Origin of the sequence: Phytopseudomonas dryadis (genome assembly GCF_004327355.1) — a bacterium.
Lineage (GTDB): Bacteria > Pseudomonadota > Gammaproteobacteria > Pseudomonadales > Pseudomonadaceae > Aquipseudomonas > Aquipseudomonas dryadis.
In genome coordinates this window covers 77,988-99,625 of the sequence record NZ_QJUM01000026.1, presented here as the reverse complement: position 1 = coordinate 99,625, position 21,638 = coordinate 77,988, and the positions used below count along the sequence as shown (strand labels likewise).

Below are 21,638 nucleotides of genomic sequence, written 5' to 3'. Positions count from 1 at the left end.
CCCCCGCCCCACCCTCGGCGGACAACTGGCTGGGCACCGACGACCAGGGCCGCGACGTGCTCGCGCGGGTCATCTACGGCTTCCGCATTTCCGTGCTGTTCGCCCTCATCCTCACCGTGCTCAGTTCGGTTATCGGCGTCGCCGCCGGCGCCGTGCAAGGCTTCTACGGCGGCTGGGTGGACCTGGCCGGGCAGCGCTTCCTGGAAATATGGTCCGGCCTGCCGGTGCTCTATCTGCTGATCATCCTGGCCAGCTTCGTGCAGCCGAACTTCTGGTGGCTGCTGGGCCTCATGCTGCTGTTCTCCTGGATGAGCCTGGTCGATGTGGTGCGCGCCGAGTTCCTGCGTGGACGCAACCTGGAATACGTGCGCGCGGCCCGGGCGCTGGGCATGCAGAACGGCGCGATCATGTTCCGCCACATCCTGCCCAACGCCATGGTCTCGACCATGACCTTCATGCCCTTCATTCTCACCGGCGCCATCGGCACCCTCACCGCCCTGGACTTCCTCGGCTTCGGCCTGCCCCCTGGCGCGCCCTCGCTGGGCGAACTGGTGGCGCAGGGCAAATCCAACCTGCAGGCGCCCTGGCTGGGCATCAGCGCCTTCGCCGTGCTGGCGATCATGTTGAGCCTGCTGGTATTTATCGGCGAAGCGGCTCGCGATGCCTTCGACCCGAGGAAATAAGATGACCGATTCGCACAACCTCGTCGAAGTCCGCGACCTCGCGGTGGAGTTCGTCACCGGCGACAGCCGGCAGCGCGTGGTGGAAAACGTCAGCTTCGATATCCGTCGCGGCGAAACCCTGGCCCTGGTCGGCGAAAGCGGCTCCGGCAAATCGGTCACCGCCCATTCCATCCTGCGCCTGCTGCCCTACCCGCTGGCGCAGCATCCCAGCGGCAGCATCCACTACGCCGGCGAGGACCTGCTGACCCTCGGCGAGAAGAAACTGCGCGCCATCCGCGGCAACCGCATCGCCATGGTCTTCCAGGAGCCGATGACCTCGCTCAACCCGCTGCACAGCATCGAGAAACAGATCAACGAGGTGCTGGCGCTGCATAAGGGCCTCACCGGCAAGGCCGCGACCCGGCGCACCCTCGAGCTGCTCGAACTGGTCGGCATTCCCGAGCCGCAAAAGCGCCTCAAGGCCTTCCCCCATGAGCTGTCCGGCGGGCAACGGCAGCGCGTGATGATCGCCATGGCCCTGGCCAACGAGCCGGAACTGCTGATCGCCGACGAGCCGACCACGGCCCTGGACGTCACCGTCCAGCTGAAGATTCTCGAACTGCTCAAGGACCTGCAGGCACGCCTGGGCATGGCCATGCTGATCATCAGCCATGACCTCAACCTGGTACGCCGCATCGCCCATCGGGTCTGCGTCATGCAGCACGGCAGCCTGGTCGAGCAGGCGCCCTGCGAAACGCTGTTCCACTCCCCGCAGCACCCTTACACCCAGGAACTGCTGGGCGCCGAGCCGAGTGGCGAGCCGGTGCCGGCGGCCGCTGCGGCGACCATCCTCGAAGTCGACGACTTGCGGGTCTGGTTCCCGATCAAGAAAGGCCTGTTGCGCCGTACCGTCGACCACGTGAAAGCGGTGGACGGGATCAATTTCAGCCTGCGCCAGGGCCAGACCCTGGGCATCGTCGGCGAAAGCGGCTCCGGCAAATCGACCCTGGGGCTGGCGATCCTGCGCCTGCTCGGCAGCCAGGGCGGCATACGCTTCCAGGGCCAGGCCTTGGATGGCCTGTCGCAGAAACAGGTGCGCCCGCTCAGGCGGCAGATGCAGGTGGTGTTCCAGGACCCGTTCGGCAGTCTCAGCCCGCGCATGTCAGTCGGCATGATCGTCGGCGAGGGGCTGCGCATTCATGGCATGGGCAGCGAGGCCGAGCAGGAACAGGCGATCATCGCCGCCCTGCAGGAAGTGGGGCTCGACCCGGAAACCCGGCATCGCTACCCCCACGAATTCTCCGGCGGCCAGCGCCAGCGTATCGCCATTGCCCGCGCCCTGGTGCTGAAGCCGGCGCTGATACTGCTCGACGAACCGACCTCGGCCCTGGATCGCACCGTGCAGCGTCAGGTAGTCGAGTTGCTGCGCTCGCTGCAGGCCAAGTACAACCTGAGCTACCTGTTCATCAGCCATGACCTGGCCGTGGTCAAGACCATCAGCCATCAACTGATGGTGGTCAAACAGGGCCAGGTGGTCGAGCAAGGCGCCGCCGATGAGATCTTCCGCGCCCCTCAGCATCCTTATACGCAACAACTGCTGGAAGCCGCCTTCCTCGCGCCAGCCAGCCGCGCCTGAGCATGCCGCCCTGCCCCGTATCGACTGCTACGGGGCAGGGTGCTCTTGCTCGGGCGATACGACCCCGACCAGGCATAGCGCAGAGCTATCCCTTTTCTTGACGGCAAAAACACGAACGCCCCGACGAGTCGGGGCGTTCGCATGATCGGCCATCGGGCCTAGAAGCGCTCGATATCCGCCTTGCTTTCCAGTTGCCTGCGGAAGGCGGCGAAGTCCTGCTGACCGCTGCGCGAAGCGAGGAAACGGCGATACATGGCCTTCTCGTCCTCCGCCACAGCCCCTTCGGGCTCGCTGACACCATTCAGACGAATGGCCACGAAATCACCATTGCTCAGGGTCACGCCCGCGAACTCTGGTGTGCCCTCGACCGGCTTGGGCATACGGAACAGCGTCTGCAGCACGGCGGGATCGACACCATCCTGATTGCGCGTGGCCGCTTCCACGACCTGCCAGTCCTCGCCCTCTGACTGCGCCTTGCCATCGCGCAGCTCGCTGATCAGCGCTTCGCCAGCCGCTTTCGCCGCCTCGCTGGCACGGCTCTGGGTCAGTTGCTCGCGGATGCTGTCGGCTACCTGTTCCAGGCTCAGTTGCTCGGGCTTGCGGTGTTCCTTGACGCGGATCACCACCAGGGTGCTCGGGTCCAGTTCGATGGCGCCGCTGTTGCTGCCATCCTCGAGCACCTCCTGGCTGAACGCGGCCTGCAATACCTGGCGGTTGCTCGCCAGCCCTGCACCGCCATCGCGGCCGAACGCCGGGCTGGTCTGTACCTCGAGGCCCAGTTCCTGAGCCGGCTGCGCCAGGTCGGAGGATTCGAAGGCGGCATCTTCGAGCTGCTTGGTGGCTTCGACGAAGCGCTGCTCGACGCGCTGACTCTTCAGATCGCGTTCCAGTTTTTCCTTCAGGCTGGCGAAGCTCGGCACTTCCGGTGCCTGTACGCCGAGCAGTTTGATCAGGTGCCAGCCGAACTCGCTGCGCACCGGCGCCGAGACTTGGTTTTCCTTGAGCGCATAGAGCGCGTCCTCGAAAGCAGGGTCGTAAACGCCCTTGCCGGCATAACCGAGGTCGCCGCCCTCTTCGGCGGAACCCGGGTCCTGGGAGAATTCCTTGGCCAGGGTGGCGAAGTCCTCGCCCTGCTGCAGGCGCTTCTGCACCTCTTCGATCCTGGCCTTGGCCTGGTCGTCGCTGAGGTCGCCGCCGACTTCGATGAGGATATGCGCCGCCTGACGCTGTTCGGCCAGGTTGGCGATCTCGGCCTCGTAGGCGTTCTTCAGTTCCTCTTCGCTGACCTCGACCTGGGAGAAGAAAGCCTCCTTCTTCAGCTCGACATACTCGAGCACGACCTGCTCGGGGCTCATGAACTGAGCCATCTGCGCGTCGTAGTAGGCCTTGATGTCATCATCGCTGACCTGAACCGACGAGCTGTCGACCTTCAGGGTACGGGTGGCGAAGTCGCGGGTCTGCTTCTCCAGACGGGCGAAGGCGTCGACCTCTTCATCGGTGACGAAGCCACTGCCCGCCAGGCCGGCGCGCAGCTGGCCAATCAGCATTTCCTGTTCGAGCATCTGCCGGAACTGCATGCGCGTGTAACCGAGCTGGCGAATGACCTGGTCGAAACGCTCGGCATTGAAGCGGCCATCCACCTGGAACTCCGGCGTCTGTACGATGACCTGATCCAGCGCGGGCTGGGAAAAGGCGAATTTGGCGTCCGCGGCGCCCTGCATCAACAGGGAGCGCTCGATCAGCCCCTTGAGGGCGGACTGGCGCAGCAGGTTCTCGTCCAGCAGCGAGGCATCGAAATCCTGGCCGAGCTGCTGCAACAGCTGACGGCGCTGCATCTCGACCGCCTGATTGAGTTCGTTCTGGCTGATCGCCTCGCCATTCACCTTGGCGGCATTCTGCGTGTTGCCACCACCGGTGAAGATGGCCTCGACCCCGGTCAGCGCCAACAGGGCGATGATCAGGCCGATGATGGTTTTGGCAATCCAACCTTGTGAATTGTCCCTGATATTCTGCAGCATTGTTTCCCCCAGAACGGCCATGAACGAATGACGGCCGCGCAGCGTGGGTAAAATCCGGATAGAAGAAAGGCGCATCCGAGGATGCGCCTTCTCGTAACGTGCGGAGCGGATCGGGACTCGATTCTACAATCCCCGGCGTGGCAGACCCTGAGGTCTTGTGCCATCGCCCCGCAACCGAGCCGGGATGAACCGACCCGGCGGGCAAAGGCCCGGAGACGCTTAGTTGACGGCGTCTTTCAGCGCTTTACCAGCTTTGAAACCAGGGATCTTGGCAGCAGCGATGCTGATCGGCTTGCCGGTCTGCGGGTTACGGCCAGTGCGTGCAGCACGCTCTTTAACGGCGAAAGTACCGAAACCAACCAGTACGACGGAGTCACCAGCCTTCAGAGCGCCAGTGACGGATTCAATCACTGCGTCCAGCGCGCGGCCAGCAACAGCTTTCGGGATATCAGCAGATGCAGCGATGGCATCGATCAGTTCCGACTTGTTCACTCTAAGTCCCCTTAATTTCTGTTGAGTTTGTTTCTTGATTTTAGTGTAAAGCGAATCGGTGCTGGATTGCCTGCCGACACGGTAAGAGCCGCTTTATAACAAGGGCTCTAAAATGGTGTCAAGGAAGCCGCCCGGCTAATGCGTGCTGATTCGCTCCTTGGAATCAGACTCGCGTTTTTCATCCTTTGCAACCAACTCCGGAGCCGCATCGGGCAAGGGCTCCGGAGCGTATTGCAGCGCAATTTGCAGGACCTCGTCAATCCATTTAACCGGTTTAATCTGCAAGTTCTGCTTAATGTTCTCGGGAATCTCCTTCAGGTCGCGAACATTCTCCTGCGGAATGATCACGGTTTTGATTCCACCCCGGTGTGCCGCCAGCAGTTTTTCCTTGAGCCCGCCAATCGCCAGAACCTGTCCGCGCAGGGTGATTTCCCCGGTCATCGCCACGTCGGCGCGCACCGGAATCTGGGTCAGGGCCGAAACCAGGGCCGTGCACATGCCTACGCCCGCGCTGGGGCCATCTTTGGGCGTGGCCCCTTCCGGCATATGGATATGGATGTCGCGCTTCTCGTAGAAGTCCACAGGCACGCCCAGGCTCTTCGCCCGGCTGCGCACGACGGTCTGCGCCGCGGTGATCGATTCGAGCATCACATCGCCCAGGGAACCGGTCTTGATCAACTGGCCCTTGCCGGGAACGACGGCGGCCTCGATGGTCAGCAACTCGCCGCCGACCTGGGTCCAAGCCAGCCCCGTGACCTGCCCGATCTGATCCTGCTGCTCGGCCAGTCCGTAGCGATGCTTGCGCACGCCCAGGAAGTGCTCCAGGGAATCGGCGTTGACCACGACCTGGAAGCGCTTCTCCTTGGCGTGCTCCTTGACCGCCTTGCGGCAGACCTTGGCGATCTGCCGTTCGAGGCTGCGCACACCGGCTTCGCGGGTGTAGTAGCGGATCATGTCGCGGATCGCCGATTCGTCGAACGCCAGTTCGCCCTTCTTCAGGCCATTGGCCTGAATCTGCTTGGGTGCCAGGTACTTGATGGCGATGTTGACCTTCTCGTCCTCGGTGTAGCCCGGCAGACGGATCACCTCCATGCGATCCAGCAGGGCTGCCGGAATGTTCATGGAGTTGGCCGTGCACAGGAACATCACGTCGGACAGGTCGTAATCGACTTCCAGATAATGGTCGTTGAAATTGTGGTTCTGCTCGGGATCGAGCACTTCGAGCAGCGCCGAGGCGGGGTCGCCGCGCATGTCCTGCCCCATCTTGTCGATCTCGTCGAGCAGGAACAGCGGGTTGCGCACACCGACCTTGGTCATCTTCTGGATCAGGCGACCCGGCATCGAGCCGATGTAGGTACGCCGATGACCGCGGATTTCCGCCTCGTCACGCACGCCACCCAGGGCCATGCGCACGAACTTGCGGTTGGTGGCGCTGGCGATGGACTCGGCCAGGGAGGTCTTGCCCACCCCGGGCGGCCCCACCAGGCAGAGTACCGGGCCCCGGATCTTCTTCACCCGCTTCTGCACGGCGAGGTATTCGAGGATGCGTTCCTTGACCTCGTCGAGGCCGTAATGGTCGGCATCGAGGATGGTCTCGGCACGCGCCAGGTCCAGGCGCACCTTGGTCTGCGCCTTCCACGGCACATTCACCAGCCAGTCGATGTAGGAGCGCACCACGGTGGCCTCGGCGGACATCGGCGACATCTGCTTGAGCTTGTTCAGCTCGGCCTGGGCCTTGCCATGGGCTTCCTTGGTCAGCCCGGCGTTCTCGATACGCCGCTTCAGCTCGTCGAGCTCGTTGTGCCCTTCCTCGCTGTCGCCGAGTTCCTTCTGAATGGCCTTCATCTGCTCATTCAGGTAGTACTCGCGCTGGCTGCGCTCCATCTGCTTCTTCACCCGGCCACGGATGCGCTTCTCGACCTGGAGCAGGTCGATCTCGGCATCCAGCAGCGCCAGAACGTGCTCGACCCGCGACGGCAGATCGATGATCTCGAGGATTTCCTGCTTCTGCTCGATCTTCAGGGCCATGTGCGCGGCCATGGTGTCGACCAGACGGCTCGGCTCATCGATGCTGTTGAGCGAAGAGAGCACCTCGGCCGGCACCTTCTTGCCCAACTGCACGTATTGCTCGAACTGGCTGAGCAGGCTGCGGGTGAACACTTCAGACTCGCGTTCGGGCGCATCCACCTCGTCGAGCAGTTGAACCTCGGCACGGCTGTAGCCATCGGCCTCGATGAACTGCTCGATCTCGCCGCGCTGCTCGCCCTCGACCAGCACCTTGACCGTACCGTCCGGCAGTTTCAGCAGTTGCAGCACGGTGGCCACCGTGCCCACACGGTAAAGCCCCTCCTCACTCGGATCATCGTCGGCGGGATTCTTCTGGGCCAGCAGCAGGATCTGCTTTTCCCCGGTCATCGCCGCTTCCAGCGCTTCTATGGATTTTTCGCGGCCCACGAACAGCGGGATGACCATGTGCGGATAGACCACGACATCGCGCAAAGGCAGGAGAGGCAATTCGATGGTTGTCTTCATGATTTTGGCTCTACGGCGGCCATACGGCCGTAAACGGTGGGAGTACCCTTGACCCTAAGATGGGGGTAGGCCCGAGAAAAAACAAGCACCGTGTCGGCATAAGCAAAGGGCCCCATGGGGGCCCTTGCTTTCAACATGTGACAAACGCCTCAGGCGTCGGGTGCGGCCTTGGCCGGCGGCTCGCTGTTTTCGTAGATCAGCAGCGGCTTGGAGGTCCCCTCGATGACGCTTTCGTCGATGACCACCTTGCTGACGTCGGACTGCGAAGGAATCTCGTACATGGTATCGAGCAGGATACCTTCGAGAATCGAACGCAGGCCACGGGCACCGGTCTTGCGCTCCAGCGCCTTGAGGGCCACGGATTTCAGCGCATCGGGCCTGAACTCCAGGTCGACGCCTTCCATTTCGAACAGCTTGCCGTACTGCTTGGTCAGCGCGTTCTTCGGCTCGGTGAGAATCTGCACCAGCGCCGCCTCGTCCAGCTCGTCGAGGGTGGCGATGACCGGCAGACGACCGACGAACTCGGGGATGAGGCCGAACTTGACCAGATCGTCCGGTTCGACTTCACGCAGCGACTCGCCGATCTTCTTGCCTTCCTGCTTGCTGCGCACCTCGGCGTTGAAACCGATGCCGCCGCGGGTGGAACGGCCCTGGATGACCTTTTCCAGGCCGGAGAACGCCCCGCCGCAGATGAACAGGATGTTGCGCGTGTCGACCTGCAGGAACTCCTGCTGCGGATGCTTGCGCCCGCCCTGGGGCGGAACCGAGGCCACGGTGCCCTCGATCAGTTTCAGCAGGGCCTGCTGCACGCCCTCGCCGGACACGTCGCGGGTGATCGACGGGTTGTCCGATTTGCGCGAGATCTTGTCGATCTCGTCGATATAGACGATGCCCATCTGGGCCTTCTCGACATCGTAATCGCACTTCTGCAACAGCTTCTGGATGATGTTCTCGACATCCTCGCCCACATAACCGGCTTCGGTCAGGGTGGTGGCATCGGCGATGGTGAACGGAACGTTGAGCAGACGCGCCAGGGTTTCGGCCAGCAGGGTCTTGCCCGAGCCGGTCGGCCCGATCAGCAGGATGTTGCTCTTGCCGAGCTCGACGTCATCCTTCTTCTCGCGCTGATTGAGGCGCTTGTAGTGGTTGTAGACCGCGACCGACAAGACCTTCTTCGCACGCTCCTGGCCGATCACGTACTGATCGAGGATGGTGCTGATCTCCTTCGGAGCCGGCAATTTGTGCGCGCTGCTCTCGGCCTGTGCCTCCTGCACCTCCTCGCGGATGATGTCGTTGCACAGGTCGACGCACTCGTCGCAGATAAAGACCGAGGGTCCGGCAATCAATTTGCGCACTTCATGCTGGCTTTTGCCGCAGAAGGAGCAATAAAGCAACTTGCCGTTGTCCTCGCCGTTGCGGGTGTCAGTCATTCGATCAATCCAATACCGTAGGCTTAAAACACAAGATGGAGGCAAACCCGGGCATTTTCAAGCCCGATGCGCAGCGGACCGACAATCGTCGGCCGCCGCCACTCACCTTCAGCCAACCTGCTGACGCCGGCTGTGTACCTGGTCGATGAGGCCGTAATTGACGGCTTCTTCGCCGCTCATGAAGCGATCGCGGTCGGTATCGCGGGCAATCACGTCGATCGGCTGACCGGTGTGATTGGCCAGAACCTGATTCAGGCGCTCGCGGATGAAGAGAATTTCCTTGGCGTGGATCTCGATGTCCGAGGCCTGGCCCTGGAAGCCGCCCAGCGGCTGGTGGATCATCATGCGCGAGTGCGGCAGGCAGTAGCGCTTGCCAGCGGCGCCGCCGGCCAGCAACAGCGCGCCCATGCTGCAGGCCTGGCCGATGCAGGTGGTCGACACGTCGGGCTTGATGAACTGCATGGTGTCGTAGATCGACATGCCGGCAGTGACCGAGCCACCCGGCGAGTTGATGTACAGGTGGATGTCCTTGTCGGGGTTTTCCGCCTCGAGGAACAGCAACTGGGCGCAGATCAGGTTGGCCATGTAGTCTTCGACCTGGCCGATCATGAAGATCACCCGCTCCTTCAACAGGCGCGAATAGATGTCGTAGGCGCGCTCGCCACGGGCGGACTGCTCGATCACCATGGGAACCAGGCCGCCGGCGGCCTGGATATCGGACATTTGCTGCATGAAAGGATTGTGCGACATTTCTTGCACTCGCTCCCTAATAAAAGTCATGTCTCGAATACGCATAAGCCAGCACTGAGGCTGGCTTATGGTGTTCTCGAACGAGGTAAAGAAATCAGGCGGCTTGCGGAGCTTCTAGCGGCTTGACAGCTTCTTCGTAAGAGACCGATTTGTCAGTCACTTTGGCCTTCTGCAAAACAGTATCTACAACTTGCTCTTCCAGCACAACCGAACGCACTTCGTTCATCTGCTGGTCGTTTTTGTAGTACCAGGCCACGACCTGCTCCGGCTCCTGGTAGGCCGAGGCCATTTCCTGGATCAGTTCACGGACGCGGGCGTCGTCGGGCTTGAGTTCGAACTGCTTGACCACCTCGGCGACGATCAGGCCGAGGGAAACGCGGCGCTTGGCCTGCTCTTCGAACAGTTCGGCCGGCAGTTGGTCAGGCTTGATGTTGCCACCGAACTGCTGGACGGCCTGCGCACGCAGACGGTCGACTTCGTTAGCGATCAGCGCCTTCGGCACCTCGACCGGGTTGGCCGCCAGCAGGCCGTCCATCACCTGGTTCTTGACCTTGGATTTGATCGCCTGGCGCAGTTCGCGCTCCATGTTCTTGCGCACTTCGGCGCGGAAGCCTTCCAGGCCGCCGTCCTTGATGCCGAACAGGGCGAAGAACTCGTCGTTCAGCTCCGGCAGCTGCGGCGCGGCAACGCTGTTCACGGTAACGGTGAATTCAGCGGTCTTGCCGGCCAGCTCGAGGTTCTGATAGTCCTCGGGGAAGGTCGGGGTGATGACCCGCTCCTCGCCGGCCTTGGCACCGATCAGGGCGTCTTCGAAGCCCGGGATCATGCGGCCCGAACCAATCACCAACTGGGTGCCCTTGGCGGAACCGCCGGCGAAGGCCTCGCCGTCGATCTTGCCGACGAAGTCGATGTTCAACTGGTCATCCTTCTCGGCGGCACGCTCGACCGCTTCGAAACGGGTGTTCTGCTTGCGCAGGATATCCAGCATGTTGTCCAGGTCGGAATCGGCCACTTCAGCCTGCAGGCGCTCGACCTCGATGCCGTCCAGACCGCCGATCTGGAACTCGGGGAACACTTCGAAGGTGGCGACGTATTCGAGATCCTGGCCCTTTTCGAAAGCCTTGGGCTCGACCGACGGAGAACCGACGGGATTGAGCTTCTGCTCGACGACGGCCTCGTAGAAGGTCGCCTGGATCAGTTCGCCCAGCGCTTCCTGGCGCGCAGCTTCTTCATAACGCTGACGAATGACGCTCATCGGTACCTTGCCAGGACGGAAACCCGGGACCTTGGCGCGACGGGCAGTCTGCTGCAGACGCTTGTTGACTTCGGTCTCGATGCGCTCGACGGAAACACCAACGGTCATACGGCGCTCAAGAGCAGAAGTGCTTTCAACAGAAACTTGCATGAATATTCCTCGTTGCACAGACAGTAAGCCGGCCGTTTACCGGCCCCTAATCAAGGGCATGCATTCTAGAGGGTCGATTTACAGAAGTCACCCTAGATGCAGGCGGCAAACGGGAGGGCACTAAAAGATGGTGCGGACGGAGAGACTCGAACTCTCACGCCTTGCGGCGCTGGAACCTAAATCCAGTGTGTCTACCAATTCCACCACGTCCGCGTGGCAAGGCTTTACAAACAAAAACGCCAGGCCCGAGGGCCTGGCGCTTTGGAATATGGGGTGGACGAAGGGGATCGAACCCTCGACACCAGGAGCCACAATCCTGTGCTCTACCAACTGAGCTACGCCCACCATATTGCACGTTGCTTGTGCCAAGACTGCCAAATGGCACGCCCGGCAGGACTCGAACCTGCGACCATCCGCTTAGAAGGCGGATGCTCTATCCAGCTGAGCTACGGGCGCCTATCCATCTGCAAGCGCAGACTTAAAGCTTTCGGCTTCGGCCATCGCCTTTCGGCTCCGGCCTTTGCCGTCTTACCCAGCGACTGGCTGTGCTCGACAAGCGGGGCGCATGTTATAGAGGTGCCCCTATGTCGTCAACAGCAAAATCAAAAAAAGTTCAGCGAGATAAAGGGGTTACAGGAAATTCGCCGGCCCGCGCCTTTGCCGCACTGCGACGCCATGCGAGAATGCGCGTCCTTTTTCATTCCCTTTCGATGGTTAACCAAGCGCAATGACCGCACAACTGATAGACGGCAAGGCGATTGCCGCCGACATCCGCCAGCAGATCGCCCAGCGTGTCGAGCAACGACGCCAGCAAGGGCTGCGTGCGCCGGGCCTGGCGGTGATCCTGGTCGGCAGCGATCCGGCCTCTCAGGTCTATGTCGCGCACAAGCGCAAGGATTGCGAAGAAGTGGGCTTCGTCTCCCACGCCTATGACCTGGATGCCGACACCCGCCAGGATGACCTGCTGGCGCTGATCGACTCGCTCAACGACGACCCGAGCATCGACGGCATCCTGGTGCAACTGCCGCTGCCCGAACATCTCGACTCGTCGCTGCTGCTCGAGCGCATTCGCCCGGACAAGGACGTGGACGGCTTCCACCCCTATAACATCGGGCGCCTGGCGCAACGCATGCCGTTGCTGCGCCCCTGCACGCCCAAAGGCATCATGGCCCTGCTGCACAGCACCGGCGTGGACCTGTATGGCCTGCACGCCGTGGTGGTGGGCGCCTCGAACATCGTCGGCCGGCCCATGGCCATGGAGCTGCTGCTGGGCGGCTGCACCGTCACCGTGACCCACCGCTTCACCAGGGATCTGGCCAGCCACGTCGGCCAGGCCGACATCGTCGTGGTCGCCGCCGGGAAGCCCGGCCTGGTCAAGGGCGAGTGGATCAAGGAAGGCGCCATCGTCATCGACGTCGGCATCAATCGCCAGGCCGACGGCAAGCTGATCGGCGACGTGGTCTACGAAACCGCCCTGCCCCGTGCCGGCTGGATCACCCCGGTTCCCGGCGGCGTAGGCCCGATGACCCGCGCCTGCCTGCTGGAGAACACCCTGCACGCCGCCGAGCACCTGCACGACTGAGCGGCGTCGCGCGCCTGACGAACGGGTAATGCCGGTCAGTTGGGCATTGGCCTGCAAGACAGCGATTGGCCCAGGCCCTGTAGGAGCTGCGACCTCGCAGCGAATAGCGGTCGCACCACGGATTTTGCGGGATGGCCGCAAGCGTATCGCGCCGAGGGCGACGCTCCTACACGAGCGGTGGTTTGCCGCGATTTTCTGTGGGAGCTGCGACCTCGCAGCGAATAGCGGTCGCACCACGGATTTTGCGGGATGGCCGCAAGCGTATCGCGCCGAGGGCGACGCTCCTACACGAGCGGTGGTTGCCGCGATTTTCTGTGGGAGCTGCGACCTCGCAGCGAATAGCGGTCGCACCACGGATTTTGCGGGATGGCCGCAAGCGCATCGCGCCGGGGGCGACGCTCCTACATGGGTGGCGGTTTGCCGCTCTCCTGTAGGCGCCCCGCCAGCAGGCCCGCCGCTCCTTGGGGCCTGCGCGCATACCAGAACACGCGACTGACGCCGCGGGTGATCGCCACGTACCCCAGGCGCAGGCTCTCGTCCGCCATCGCCTGGTCGTAGCTGTTGCTGAAAAAACCGCAGTGGGCGTACAGGGCGTTGCGCAATGGATGGGAGGCAGGCGGCAGGCAGTCATCGACGATGATCGCCACTTCGGCCTGCAGCCCCTTGGCGCGGTGGATGGTGTAAGCCTTGACCGGCAATTGCCGCTCGAGCTGGGACTGTATCTGCCGCAGCGTCTCGTTGCGCCGGCCGAGCAGCAACACGGCCGTGCGCTCCGTGGAGCCCATGGCACGGGCATACTCGCACTGGGCAACAACCTCGCGCAGCAATTCAGGCATTTGCCGGACCGCATCGAAAGGCGTGATCAGCCGCACACCATGCCCGCCCGCGGGCACCGTCCTGATCGCCTGCGTGGTTTTCTCCTGCTTGCAGGCCACCTCGCGCAGCAGCGCCTCGGCATCACGGATCACCGGCTCGATGGATCGGTAGTTGGCCTGCAGCATCAGCAGCGCGCTCTTGCCCTTGCCTTTGCTCGGAAAATGCCGATCAAAGGCCATGAACAGCTCCGGCGAGCTGCCGCGCCAGCCATAGATGGATTGCCAGTCGTCGCCAATGGCCATCAGGCTCACCGCCTCGCCGGCCCGCACCAGGCGCCGGTGCACGGCCTGCAGCCACTGCACGATCTGCGGCGAGACATCCTGGAACTCGTCGATCAACAGGTGGGAAAAACCCGCCAGCGCATAGATGGGCCCGTCGCCTTCGTCGAGCATCCGCGTCAGTTGCTGAAAGGCACCGTTGAAGGTCATCAGACCCTGCTCGCCAAGCCTCTGCTGCAATGCCCGCCAGAATGCCTGCAACGCCTGGAGAAAAAGGCGCTCCTGAGCACCGCAGGACAGCGCATCCACCGTCAACCGGTCGATACCTATGCCGATGCTTTCGATAAAGCCGGCCTGGCCGTAAAACACTTCGAACAGTGGCGCCGCGTGCAACTCGCCGTCCAGCCTGAATGGCTGCATGGGAGCCTTTGCCAGCGACTTCCGCTCATCCGCTGCAGGCATGCCGAGCAGTTCGTGCACCTGGGCGCGAAATGCTCGATCGTCGGCGTAACAAGCCTGGTACACCTCTTTCAGCAGGCGACTTTGCGCGGCGCCCAGGCGCCCGCCGGCCAGCGGATTGTCCGGCTCGCCGGACGAGGCCCGCTTGTCACCCAACTGCTCGAACCAGCCCGGATTGCCCAGCGCCTGACGTGCCAGCAGGCCCATGGCCGAGTGAAAGGTGCGCACGCATTGCTGCACCGCGCGCTCGTCGACGGACGACTGCCAGAATGCCAGCACCTTCAACAAGCGCTCACGCAGTTCGGCGCAGGAGGCATTGGTGAAGGAGATCACCGTCAGTCGCCCAGGTTCGATATTCAGGTGGCAGAGCATGAACACCACACGCAGCACGAGGGTCGTCGACTTGCCCGAACCGGCCCCGGCGAAAATTCGCGTCAGCGGCTGCCGCCCCAGAATCATCGCCCACTGCTCGTTGGAAGGCGCGCCAACCACGCCTGCGGCCACGGCTCGTGCGACGGCGTCACGCATGGCCTGCTCCTGGGCAACGGCGACCTTCATGGCTGCAGCCGAGTAGATGCCGGCGCTCGAGCGCCTAACGGGCTTTTTTGGCGCAGGCCCTCCCTTGGCGCCCTTACCCGCGCGCTTTGCAGGTGCCGCCTTCTTTCCGGGCACAGGCTTGCCCTTGGCTTTGGCAGCGGATTTCAGGCGTTCGGCGGCAGCCTGTCTTTCCGCTTCCAGATAAGCCGTCGTGCGCGGGAAATAGCGGGCCAGCGTGGTGGAGAGCAGCAGTTTGTAGCGCGTCAGCATGGGGATTCCGTAGGAGCCGTCTCCGCGTCTTCGCCGCAGCGCTGCCGCGCAGCAAACAGGCCGTAGGATGGGTGGCAACCCATCAATTGCCGATGGGTTGCCACCCATCCTACGCGGCCCGCCCTTCCTGCATTTTTTACATGCCTAAAAATCAATGGGTTACCTGATGTCTGATAAGAGATTCGGGCGCAGGCCGCGACAGGGCCATGGCTGGCGGCCTGGCGAGGACTGCCGGCAGCCGCGCGGGAGGCGCTTCAGCGGCGAGCTTTTTCGCGGCCGAACCCCCTCCCACGAAAGCTGACCGAGCACCGACATCGGGAACGATGCCTATCTGGCCAGCAGCCGTTTCGTGACGACAGCGGATTACTCGGCCAGGCGCCAGGTGGTGCCGCCCTTGCCATCCTCGAGCACCACGCCCATGGCGCCGAGCTGATCGCGGATACGGTCGGATTCGACCCAGTTCTTCTCGGCACGGGCCTGCAGGCGCGCGGCGATCAGCGCGTCCACCGCGGCGGCGTCGACCTTGCCGGCCGCGCCGCCCTGCAGGAAGGCATCCGGCTCCAGTTGCAGCACGCCGAGCAGGCCGCCCAGCACCTTCAGCCGTGCGGCCAGCCCTGCCGCCGCCTGGGGATCGCTGTCGCGCAGGCGGTTGATCTCCCGCGCCAGCTCGAACAGCACCGCGCAGGCTTCCGGCGAGTTGAAGTCGTCATCCATGGCCGCGGTGAAGCGCTCGACGAACGCCTCGCCACCGGCAGGCGCTATCGCGGGCAGGCCCTTGAGGGCGTTGTAGAAGCGCTCGAGGGCACCCCTGGCCTCGCGCAGGCTGTCCTCGGAGTAGTTGATCGGGCTGCGGTAGTGACTGGACACCAGCAGGTAGCGCACCACTTCCGGCGCATATTTTTCCAGCACCTCGCGAATGGTGAAGAAGTTGCCCAGGCTCTTGGACATCTTCTCGCCGTCCACGCGCACGGCGCCGGCGTGCATCCAGGCGTTGGCGTACGGCTTGCCGGTGGCCGCCTCGCTCTGGGCGATCTCGTTCTCGTGGTGCGGGAACACCAGGTCCGGCCCGCCGCCGTGGATGTCGAAGGTTTCGCCCAGGCAGCAGGTGGACATCACCGAGCACTCGATGTGCCAGCCCGGACGGCCCGCGCCCCAGGGCGACGCCCAGCTAGGCTCGCCCGGCTTGACGCCTTTCCAGAGGACGAAATCCAGCGGGTCCTCCTTGGCCTCGTCGACTTCGATACGCGCGCCGATCTTCAGGTCTTCGATCTTCTTGCGCGACAGCTTGCCGTAGCCTTTGAACCTGCCGACCCGGTAATACACGTCGCCATTGCCCGGCGCATAGGCGTAGCCCTTGTCGATCAGGGTCTGGATCATGGCGTGCATGCCGGCGATATGCTCGGTGGCGCGCGGCTCCTGATCCGGACGCAGCACGCCGAGGCGCGCCTCGTCTTCGTGCATGGCGGCGATCATGCGCTCGACCAGCGCCTCGAAGGGTTCGCCGTTGTCGTTGGCGCGGCGAATGATCTTGTCGTCGATGTCGGTGATGTTGCGCACGTAGGTCACGTCATAGCCGCGGTGGCGCAGCCAGCGGCTGACCACGTCGAACGCCACCATCACCCGCGCATGACCGATATGGCAGAAGTCGTAGACCGTCATGCCGCACACGTACATGCGCACCTGGTTATCCACCAGCGGTTTGAATACGTCCTTGCTTTTGGTCAGCGTGTTGTAGATCGAGAGCATCGGGATTCCTTGGAGAAACAACGGGCCACCGCGCGGCCCGCGTAAAACGGGGGTGGAGCCTCAGCTCCAGGAGTCGCGCAGGGTCACCGTACGGTTGAACACCAGGGCGCCGGGCTTGCTGTCCTTGGCGTCGACGCAGAAGTAGCCCTCGCGCTCGAACTGGAAGCGATCCTCGGGCCCGGCCAGGGCCAGGGACGGCTCGGCACGACAGCCGCTGAGCACCACCAGCGACTCGGGATTGATGTTGTCGAGGAAGCTGCCGCCCTCCTCGTCCTTCTCCGGGTTGGCCGAACGGAACAGGCGGTCGTAGAGACGCACTTCGCACTCGACGCTGGCCGCGGCCGGCACCCAGTGGATCACGCCCTTGACCTTGCGCCCTTCCGGGTTCTTGCCCAGGGTGTTCTCGTCGTAGCTGCAGCGCAGCTCGACGATGTTGCCGTCAGCATCCTTGATCGCCTCGTCGGCGCGGATCACGTAGCTGCCGCGCAGGCGCACTTCGCCACCGGGGATCAGGCGCTTGTAGCCGGCCGGCGGCACTTCCTCGAAGTCGCTGGCGTCGATGTAGATCTCGCGGGCGAACGGCAACTGGCGGACGCCCATGTCCTGCTTGGGATGGCGCGCCAGTTCGAGCGTTTCGACCTGGCCCTCGGGGTAGTTGGTGATCGTCACCTTCAGCGGCTTGAGCACGCACATGGCGCGCGCCGCATTGGCATCGAGGTCTTCGCGGATGGCGAACTCCAGCATGCCGATGTCGACCACGCCGCCGGCGCGGTTGACGCCGATCATGTCGCAGAAGGTGCGGATCGACGCCGGGGTGTAGCCGCGGCGGCGGTAGCCCGAGAGGGTCGACATGCGCGGGTCGTCCCAGCCATTGACGTGCTTCTCGTCGACCAGTTGCTTGAGCTTGCGCTTGCTGGTGATGGTGTAGTTGAGGTTGAGGCGGGCGAATTCGTACTGACGCGGCTGCGCCGGCACCGGCAGGTTGGCCAGGAACCACTCGTACAGCGGACGGTGATCCTCGAACTCCAGGGTGCAGATGGAGTGGGTCACGCCTTCGATGGCGTCCGACTGGCCATGGGTGAAGTCGTAGCTGGGGTAGATGCACCACGTGTCGCCGGTCTGGTGGTGGTGGGCGTGGCGGATGCGGTAGAGGATCGGGTCGCGCAGGTTCATGTTGCGCGACGCCATGTCGATCTTGGCGCGCAGGGCGCGGGCGCCGTCCGGGAACTCGCCGGCCTTCATGCGGGCGAACAGGTCGAGGTTCTCCTCGACACTGCGCTCGCGGTAGGGGCTGTCCCTGCCGGGCGTGTTGAGGGTGCCGCGGTACTCGCGGGCTTCGTCCGGGGACAGATCGTCGACATAGGCCTTGCCGGCCTCGATCAGCTCGACGGCCCAGGCGTGCAACTGGTCGAAGTAATCGGAGGCATAACGCTCCTTGCCGGCCCACTGGAAGCCCAGCCACTCGACATCGGCCTTGATCGCGTCGATGTATTCCTGATCTTCCTTGGCCGGGTTGGTGTCGTCGAAGCGCAGGTGGCAGTCACCGCCGAACTCCTTGGCCAGGCCGAAGTTCAGGCAGATCGACTTGGCGTGGCCGATGTGCAGGTAACCGTTGGGCTCGGGCGGGAAGCGGGTGATGATTTTCGCATGCTTGCCGGCATCCAGGTCGGCCTGGACGATGGGGCGCAGGAAGTTCGAAGCGGCAGTGGTTTCTGGCTTGCTCATGGTGTCCTTGATCATGCAGGTGCGCGGCGCAGGTAGGCCGACTAAAACAAAGCGCTTATCATAGCCGAAGCTGTCAACCCCCTGACAGGCCTTGGTGCCTGCTCTTCGCCCTTTGCCCATCGTCGATGGCGCATCACACGCGCTGCAGCAGCACCGGGATTTTCCCGACAGAGCGATTAAACCCATGATCAAGCTGCACACCAACCACGGCGTCATCACCCTGAAGCTGTTCAAAGACAAGGCCCCCGCCACCGTCGCCAACTTCAAGGAATACGTTCAGGCCGGCCACTACGACGGCACCGTGTTTCACCGCGTGATCGGCAATTTCATGATCCAGGGCGGCGGTTTCGAGCCGGGCATGAAGCAGAAACCCACCCGTGCACCGATCAAGAACGAAGCCAACAACGGCCTCAGCAACAAGACCGGCACCGTGGCCATGGCCCGCACCATGGAGCCGCACTCGGCCTCCGCGCAGTTCTTCATCAACGTCGCCGACAACACCTTCCTCGACCACAGCGCGCCGACCGTGCAGGGCTGGGGTTACGCGGTGTTCGGCGAAGTGGTCGAGGGCCTGGATGTGGTCGAGGCGATCAAGGGCGTGGCCACCACCATGAAATCCGGCCACCAGGACGTCCCCAGCGAAGACGTGATCATCGAGCGTGCCGAGATCGTTGAGTGATCCTGCTGATCTCCGACCTGCATCTTGAAGAGGAGCGCCCGGACATCAGCCGGGCGTTCTTGCATTTCCTCGCCACCCGCGCACGCCAGGCCGAGGCGCTGTACATCCTCGGCGACTTCTTCGAAGTGTGGATCGGCGACGATGCCATCAGCCCCTTCCAGCGCACCATCGCCCAGGCCCTGCGCCAGCTCGGCGACAACGGCACGCGCATCTACCTGATGCACGGCAACCGCGACTTCCTGCTGGGCAAGGCGTTCTGCCGCGAGGCTGGTTGCACGCTGCTCGGCGATCCCCACGAAGTGCAGCTCGCCGGCGAGAAGGTGTTGCTGATGCACGGCGACAGCCTCTGCACCCTGGACGTCGGCTACATGAGAATGCGCCGCTGGCTGCGCAACCCGCTGAGCCTGTTCATCCTGCGCCACCTGCCCCTGGCCACCCGGCGCCGGCTGGCCCGCAAGCTGCGCAACGAAAGCCGCGCGCAGACGCGCCTGAAGGCCAGCGACATCGTCGACGTCACCCCCGCTGAAGTGCGCCGGGTCATGGCCGCCCATGGCGTACGCACCCTGATCCACGGCCACACCCACCGCCCTGCCACCCACGAATGGCAGATCGATGGCCAAGCGGCACGCCGAATCGTCCTGGGCGACTGGGATAAACAGGGTTGGGCCTTGCAGATCGATGAAAACGGCTTCAATCAGGCGCCGTTCGAACTGTAGGGCTTTGCTCCCCTCTCCCGTGTGCGGGAGACGACTGCATGGATGCAGGAGGTAGGGCAACGCAGGATGCCCAAGCCGAGGGGTTGGGGGAGAGGGCAACGGCATGCGCTGAACCACCCTCTCCCGCCCTTCGGGCACCCTCTCCCGAGGGAGAGGGTCATCAGAAGGCCGCAAGCGGCCGTTTTATATGGGCACGCCGCTGTGGAAGCGAAACTCCGTATCGGGCGACTCGATCAGTTCCTGCTCGACCGCCCTCACCCGCGCGATCGCCTGCTCGACGTCCGCCGCATCGCCATACTGGTAGGCCAGCTTCAGGTAGCCCTGGAAGTGCCGCGCCTCGCTTTTCAGCAAGCCGAAATAGAACGTGCCCAGTTCCTCGTCGAGATGCGGCACCAGCGCCTCGAAGCGCTCGCAACTGCGCGCCTCGATAAAGGCGCCGACCACCAGGGTGTCGACCAGCTTGTGCGGCTCGTGGTTGCGCACCACCTTGCGCAGCCCCGAGGCATAGCGGGCCGCCGAGACCGGGCGCAGGCCGATCTTGCGACGCTTCATGAGGCGCAGCACCTGTTCGTGGTGCACCAGCTCCTCACGGGCCAGGCGCGACATCATGTTGATCAGGTCGACATGGCAGCTGTACTTGGCCATCAGGCTGAGCGCCGTGCTGGCGGCCTTGAACTCGCAGTTCTTGTGGTCGATCAGCAGGGTGGCCTGATCGGCCAAGGCCGCGTCCACCCAGGCTGGCGGCGTGCGGCAACCGAGGAACTCGTGGATTTCCGGCAGGTTCATCGGGCGTCCCCGGTAGCCGGGCAGGCAGGGCATTCGACGGGACTTGCGGGCAACGACAGGGTTTCGACTGGGGATGACACGGGCATGGACTCACGAACAGTACGGGGTAGCGCCGATCTTCGCGCCGGACCCGGCATTATACGGCTGGAGGCGGCGGCGACCAGCCACGACCGTTGATACCGATCAAGAACTTCCCACAGCCCCGGCATCTATATTGGTTGTATATCGTCAGGGGGACACGCTCATGCAAGCCATCCGCAGCATTCTTGTGGTCATCCAGCCCAACCATGCCGAGGGCCTGGCCCTCAAGCGCGCCAAGCTGATCGCTGGCGTCACCCAGTCGCACCTGCACTTGCTGGTGTGCGACGACAAGCATGATCACAGTGCTTACCTGCGCACCCTGTGCGATGCCCTGGAGCAGGATGGCCACAGCGTCAGCGCCCAGCAGGCCTGGCACGAAAGCGAGCAGCAGACCATCATCAGCACGCAGCAGAGCGAAGGCTGCGGCCTGGTGGTCAAGCAGCACAAGCCCGACAACCCGCTGAAGAAGGCCCTGCTCACGCCAGATGACTGGAAGCTGCTGCGCTACTGCCCCTGCCCGGTGCTGCTGGTCAAGACCGAGGCCTCCTGGGCGGGTGGCACCGTACTGGCGGCCGTCGACGTGGGCAACGCCGATGGCGAACACCGCGCCCTGCACACCAGCATCATCGATCATGGCTACGACATCGCCGCCCTGGCCAAGGCCACGCTGCACGTGATCAGCGCCCATCCGTCACCGATGCTGGCAGCGGCCGACCCGACCTTCCAGCTGCGCGAAACCATCGAAGCGCGCTACCGCGAACAGTGCCGCGCCTTCCAGCAGGCCTACGACATCGACGACGATCACCTGCATATCGCCGAAGGGCCGGCGGACGTGCTGATTCCGCATTACGCCCGGCAGTTGCACGCCTCGGTCACCGTGGTCGGCACAGTGGCGCGCACGGGCTTTTCCGGGGCGCTGATCGGCAATACCGCCGAGGTGATTCTCGACGCTCTGGAAAGCGACATCCTGGTGCTCAAACCGGATGACATCATCGGCCACCTGGAGGAACTGGTCAGCCAGCGCTGATATGCCGCGGT

At 63.5% G+C, this 21,638-nt stretch carries 16 protein-coding genes and 3 tRNA genes; 6 read left to right on the top strand and 13 right to left on the bottom strand.

The genetic code is table 11. The features are described from left to right. On the top strand, positions 1-683 hold a 683-nt coding region (locus DNK34_RS20035), incomplete at its 5' end, for an ABC transporter permease (protein WP_131199530.1). Position 684: 1 nt separating this feature from the next. After that, positions 685-2,298: an ABC transporter ATP-binding protein gene (locus DNK34_RS20030; protein WP_131176815.1), complete on the top strand. Its 1,614-nt coding sequence runs from the start codon at positions 685-687 to the stop codon at positions 2,296-2,298. 158 nt (positions 2,299-2,456) lie between these two features. Here the strand turns inward: DNK34_RS20030 and DNK34_RS20025 are convergent, their stop codons facing one another. The 9 genes from DNK34_RS20025 to DNK34_RS19985 form a co-directional block, all read right to left on the bottom strand. After that, entirely contained in the window at positions 2,457-4,316 is a 1,860-nt protein-coding gene (locus DNK34_RS20025; protein WP_131176816.1) for a SurA N-terminal domain-containing protein, read from the bottom strand. A gap of 219 nt (positions 4,317-4,535) precedes the next feature. Further along, the gene (hupB, locus tag DNK34_RS20020) at positions 4,536-4,808 is read right to left on the bottom strand and encodes a nucleoid-associated protein HU-beta (RefSeq protein ID WP_003239952.1); all 273 of its coding nucleotides are present in this window, start codon (positions 4,806-4,808) and stop codon (positions 4,536-4,538) included. Positions 4,809-4,943: 135 nt separating this feature from the next. Then, complete coding sequence (gene lon / locus DNK34_RS20015; RefSeq protein ID WP_131176817.1) at positions 4,944-7,340, bottom strand: endopeptidase La; 2,397 nt, start codon at positions 7,338-7,340, stop codon at positions 4,944-4,946. Between the two features lie 149 nt (positions 7,341-7,489). Beyond that, complete coding sequence (gene clpX / locus DNK34_RS20010; RefSeq protein WP_131176818.1) at positions 7,490-8,770, bottom strand: ATP-dependent Clp protease ATP-binding subunit ClpX; 1,281 nt, start codon at positions 8,768-8,770, stop codon at positions 7,490-7,492. 108 nt (positions 8,771-8,878) lie between these two features. Next, positions 8,879-9,520, bottom strand: a complete 642-nt coding sequence (gene clpP, locus DNK34_RS20005; RefSeq protein WP_131176819.1) for an ATP-dependent Clp endopeptidase proteolytic subunit ClpP — start codon at positions 9,518-9,520, stop codon at positions 8,879-8,881. Between the two features lie 94 nt (positions 9,521-9,614). Further along, positions 9,615-10,925: a trigger factor gene (tig, locus tag DNK34_RS20000; protein ID WP_131176820.1), complete on the bottom strand. Its 1,311-nt coding sequence runs from the start codon at positions 10,923-10,925 to the stop codon at positions 9,615-9,617. Between the two features lie 128 nt (positions 10,926-11,053). After that, positions 11,054-11,138: transfer RNA gene (locus tag DNK34_RS19995), tRNA-Leu, on the bottom strand. A gap of 56 nt (positions 11,139-11,194) precedes the next feature. Next, a tRNA-His gene (locus DNK34_RS19990) sits at positions 11,195-11,270 on the bottom strand. Between the two features lie 34 nt (positions 11,271-11,304). After that, positions 11,305-11,381 (bottom strand) — tRNA-Arg (locus DNK34_RS19985). Positions 11,382-11,652: 271 nt separating this feature from the next. Between DNK34_RS19985 and folD the strand changes: the two genes are divergently transcribed. Then, entirely contained in the window at positions 11,653-12,507 is an 855-nt protein-coding gene (gene folD, locus DNK34_RS19980; RefSeq protein WP_131176821.1) for a bifunctional methylenetetrahydrofolate dehydrogenase/methenyltetrahydrofolate cyclohydrolase FolD, read from the top strand. 401 nt (positions 12,508-12,908) lie between these two features. Here the strand turns inward: folD and DNK34_RS19975 are convergent, their stop codons facing one another. The 3 genes from DNK34_RS19975 to DNK34_RS19965 all read right to left on the bottom strand — a co-directional run bounded on the left by DNK34_RS19975 (position 12,909) and on the right by DNK34_RS19965 (position 18,338). Next, positions 12,909-14,867, bottom strand: a complete 1,959-nt coding sequence (locus DNK34_RS19975; RefSeq protein ID WP_131176822.1) for a DEAD/DEAH box helicase — start codon at positions 14,865-14,867, stop codon at positions 12,909-12,911. A 363-nt stretch (positions 14,868-15,230) separates the two neighbouring features. Further along, a complete protein-coding gene (cysS, locus tag DNK34_RS19970; protein WP_131176823.1) occupies positions 15,231-16,613 on the bottom strand; it encodes a cysteine--tRNA ligase in 1,383 nt (460 codons plus the stop codon). A 60-nt stretch (positions 16,614-16,673) separates the two neighbouring features. Then, positions 16,674-18,338, bottom strand: a complete 1,665-nt coding sequence (locus tag DNK34_RS19965; protein WP_131176824.1) for a glutamine--tRNA ligase/YqeY domain fusion protein — start codon at positions 18,336-18,338, stop codon at positions 16,674-16,676. A 184-nt stretch (positions 18,339-18,522) separates the two neighbouring features. Here DNK34_RS19965 and DNK34_RS19960 point away from each other — a divergent pair, with 184 nt between their 5' ends. After that, positions 18,523-19,017 carry a peptidylprolyl isomerase gene (locus DNK34_RS19960; protein WP_131176825.1) on the top strand — a complete coding sequence of 165 codons (495 nt, stop codon included), beginning with the start codon at positions 18,523-18,525 and terminating at the stop codon, positions 19,015-19,017. Then, positions 19,014-19,733 (top strand): UDP-2,3-diacylglucosamine diphosphatase, encoded by a 720-nt coding sequence (lpxH, locus tag DNK34_RS19955; RefSeq protein ID WP_131176826.1) that lies wholly within the window; start codon positions 19,014-19,016, stop codon positions 19,731-19,733. The genes DNK34_RS19960 and lpxH overlap by 4 nt, the downstream gene beginning before the upstream one ends. Before the next feature lie 183 nt (positions 19,734-19,916). Here lpxH and DNK34_RS19950 read toward each other — a convergent pair whose 3' ends face one another. Beyond that, positions 19,917-20,519 (bottom strand): MiaE family protein, encoded by a 603-nt coding sequence (locus tag DNK34_RS19950; RefSeq protein ID WP_131176893.1) that lies wholly within the window; start codon positions 20,517-20,519, stop codon positions 19,917-19,919. Positions 20,520-20,763: 244 nt separating this feature from the next. Between DNK34_RS19950 and DNK34_RS19945 the strand changes: the two genes are divergently transcribed. Beyond that, a complete protein-coding gene (locus tag DNK34_RS19945) occupies positions 20,764-21,627 on the top strand; it encodes a universal stress protein (protein WP_131176827.1) in 864 nt (287 codons plus the stop codon). Positions 21,628-21,638: the final 11 nt, after the last annotated feature.

Bases quoted from the DNA above. Each gene is read 5' to 3' on its own strand.
- DNK34_RS20030 (WP_131176815.1), top strand. From the start codon at position 685: ATGACCGATTCGCACAACCTCGTCGAAGTCCGCGACCTCGCGGTGGAG.
- DNK34_RS20025 (WP_131176816.1), bottom strand. From the start codon at position 4,316: ATGCTGCAGAATATCAGGGACAATTCACAAGGTTGGATTGCCAAAACC.
- lon (WP_131176817.1), bottom strand. From the start codon at position 7,340: ATGAAGACAACCATCGAATTGCCTCTCCTGCCTTTGCGCGATGTCGTG.
- clpX (WP_131176818.1), bottom strand. From the start codon at position 8,770: ATGACTGACACCCGCAACGGCGAGGACAACGGCAAGTTGCTTTATTGC.
- clpP (WP_131176819.1), bottom strand. From the start codon at position 9,520: ATGTCGCACAATCCTTTCATGCAGCAAATGTCCGATATCCAGGCCGCC.
- tig (WP_131176820.1), bottom strand. From the start codon at position 10,925: ATGCAAGTTTCTGTTGAAAGCACTTCTGCTCTTGAGCGCCGTATGACC.
- folD (WP_131176821.1), top strand. From the start codon at position 11,653: ATGACCGCACAACTGATAGACGGCAAGGCGATTGCCGCCGACATCCGC.
- DNK34_RS19975 (WP_131176822.1), bottom strand. From the start codon at position 14,867: ATGCTGACGCGCTACAAACTGCTGCTCTCCACCACGCTGGCCCGCTAT.
- cysS (WP_131176823.1), bottom strand. From the start codon at position 16,613: ATGCTCTCGATCTACAACACGCTGACCAAAAGCAAGGACGTATTCAAA.
- DNK34_RS19965 (WP_131176824.1), bottom strand. From the start codon at position 18,338: ATGAGCAAGCCAGAAACCACTGCCGCTTCGAACTTCCTGCGCCCCATC.
- DNK34_RS19960 (WP_131176825.1), top strand. From the start codon at position 18,523: ATGATCAAGCTGCACACCAACCACGGCGTCATCACCCTGAAGCTGTTC.
- DNK34_RS19950 (WP_131176893.1), bottom strand. From the start codon at position 20,519: ATGAACCTGCCGGAAATCCACGAGTTCCTCGGTTGCCGCACGCCGCCA.
- DNK34_RS19945 (WP_131176827.1), top strand. From the start codon at position 20,764: ATGCAAGCCATCCGCAGCATTCTTGTGGTCATCCAGCCCAACCATGCC.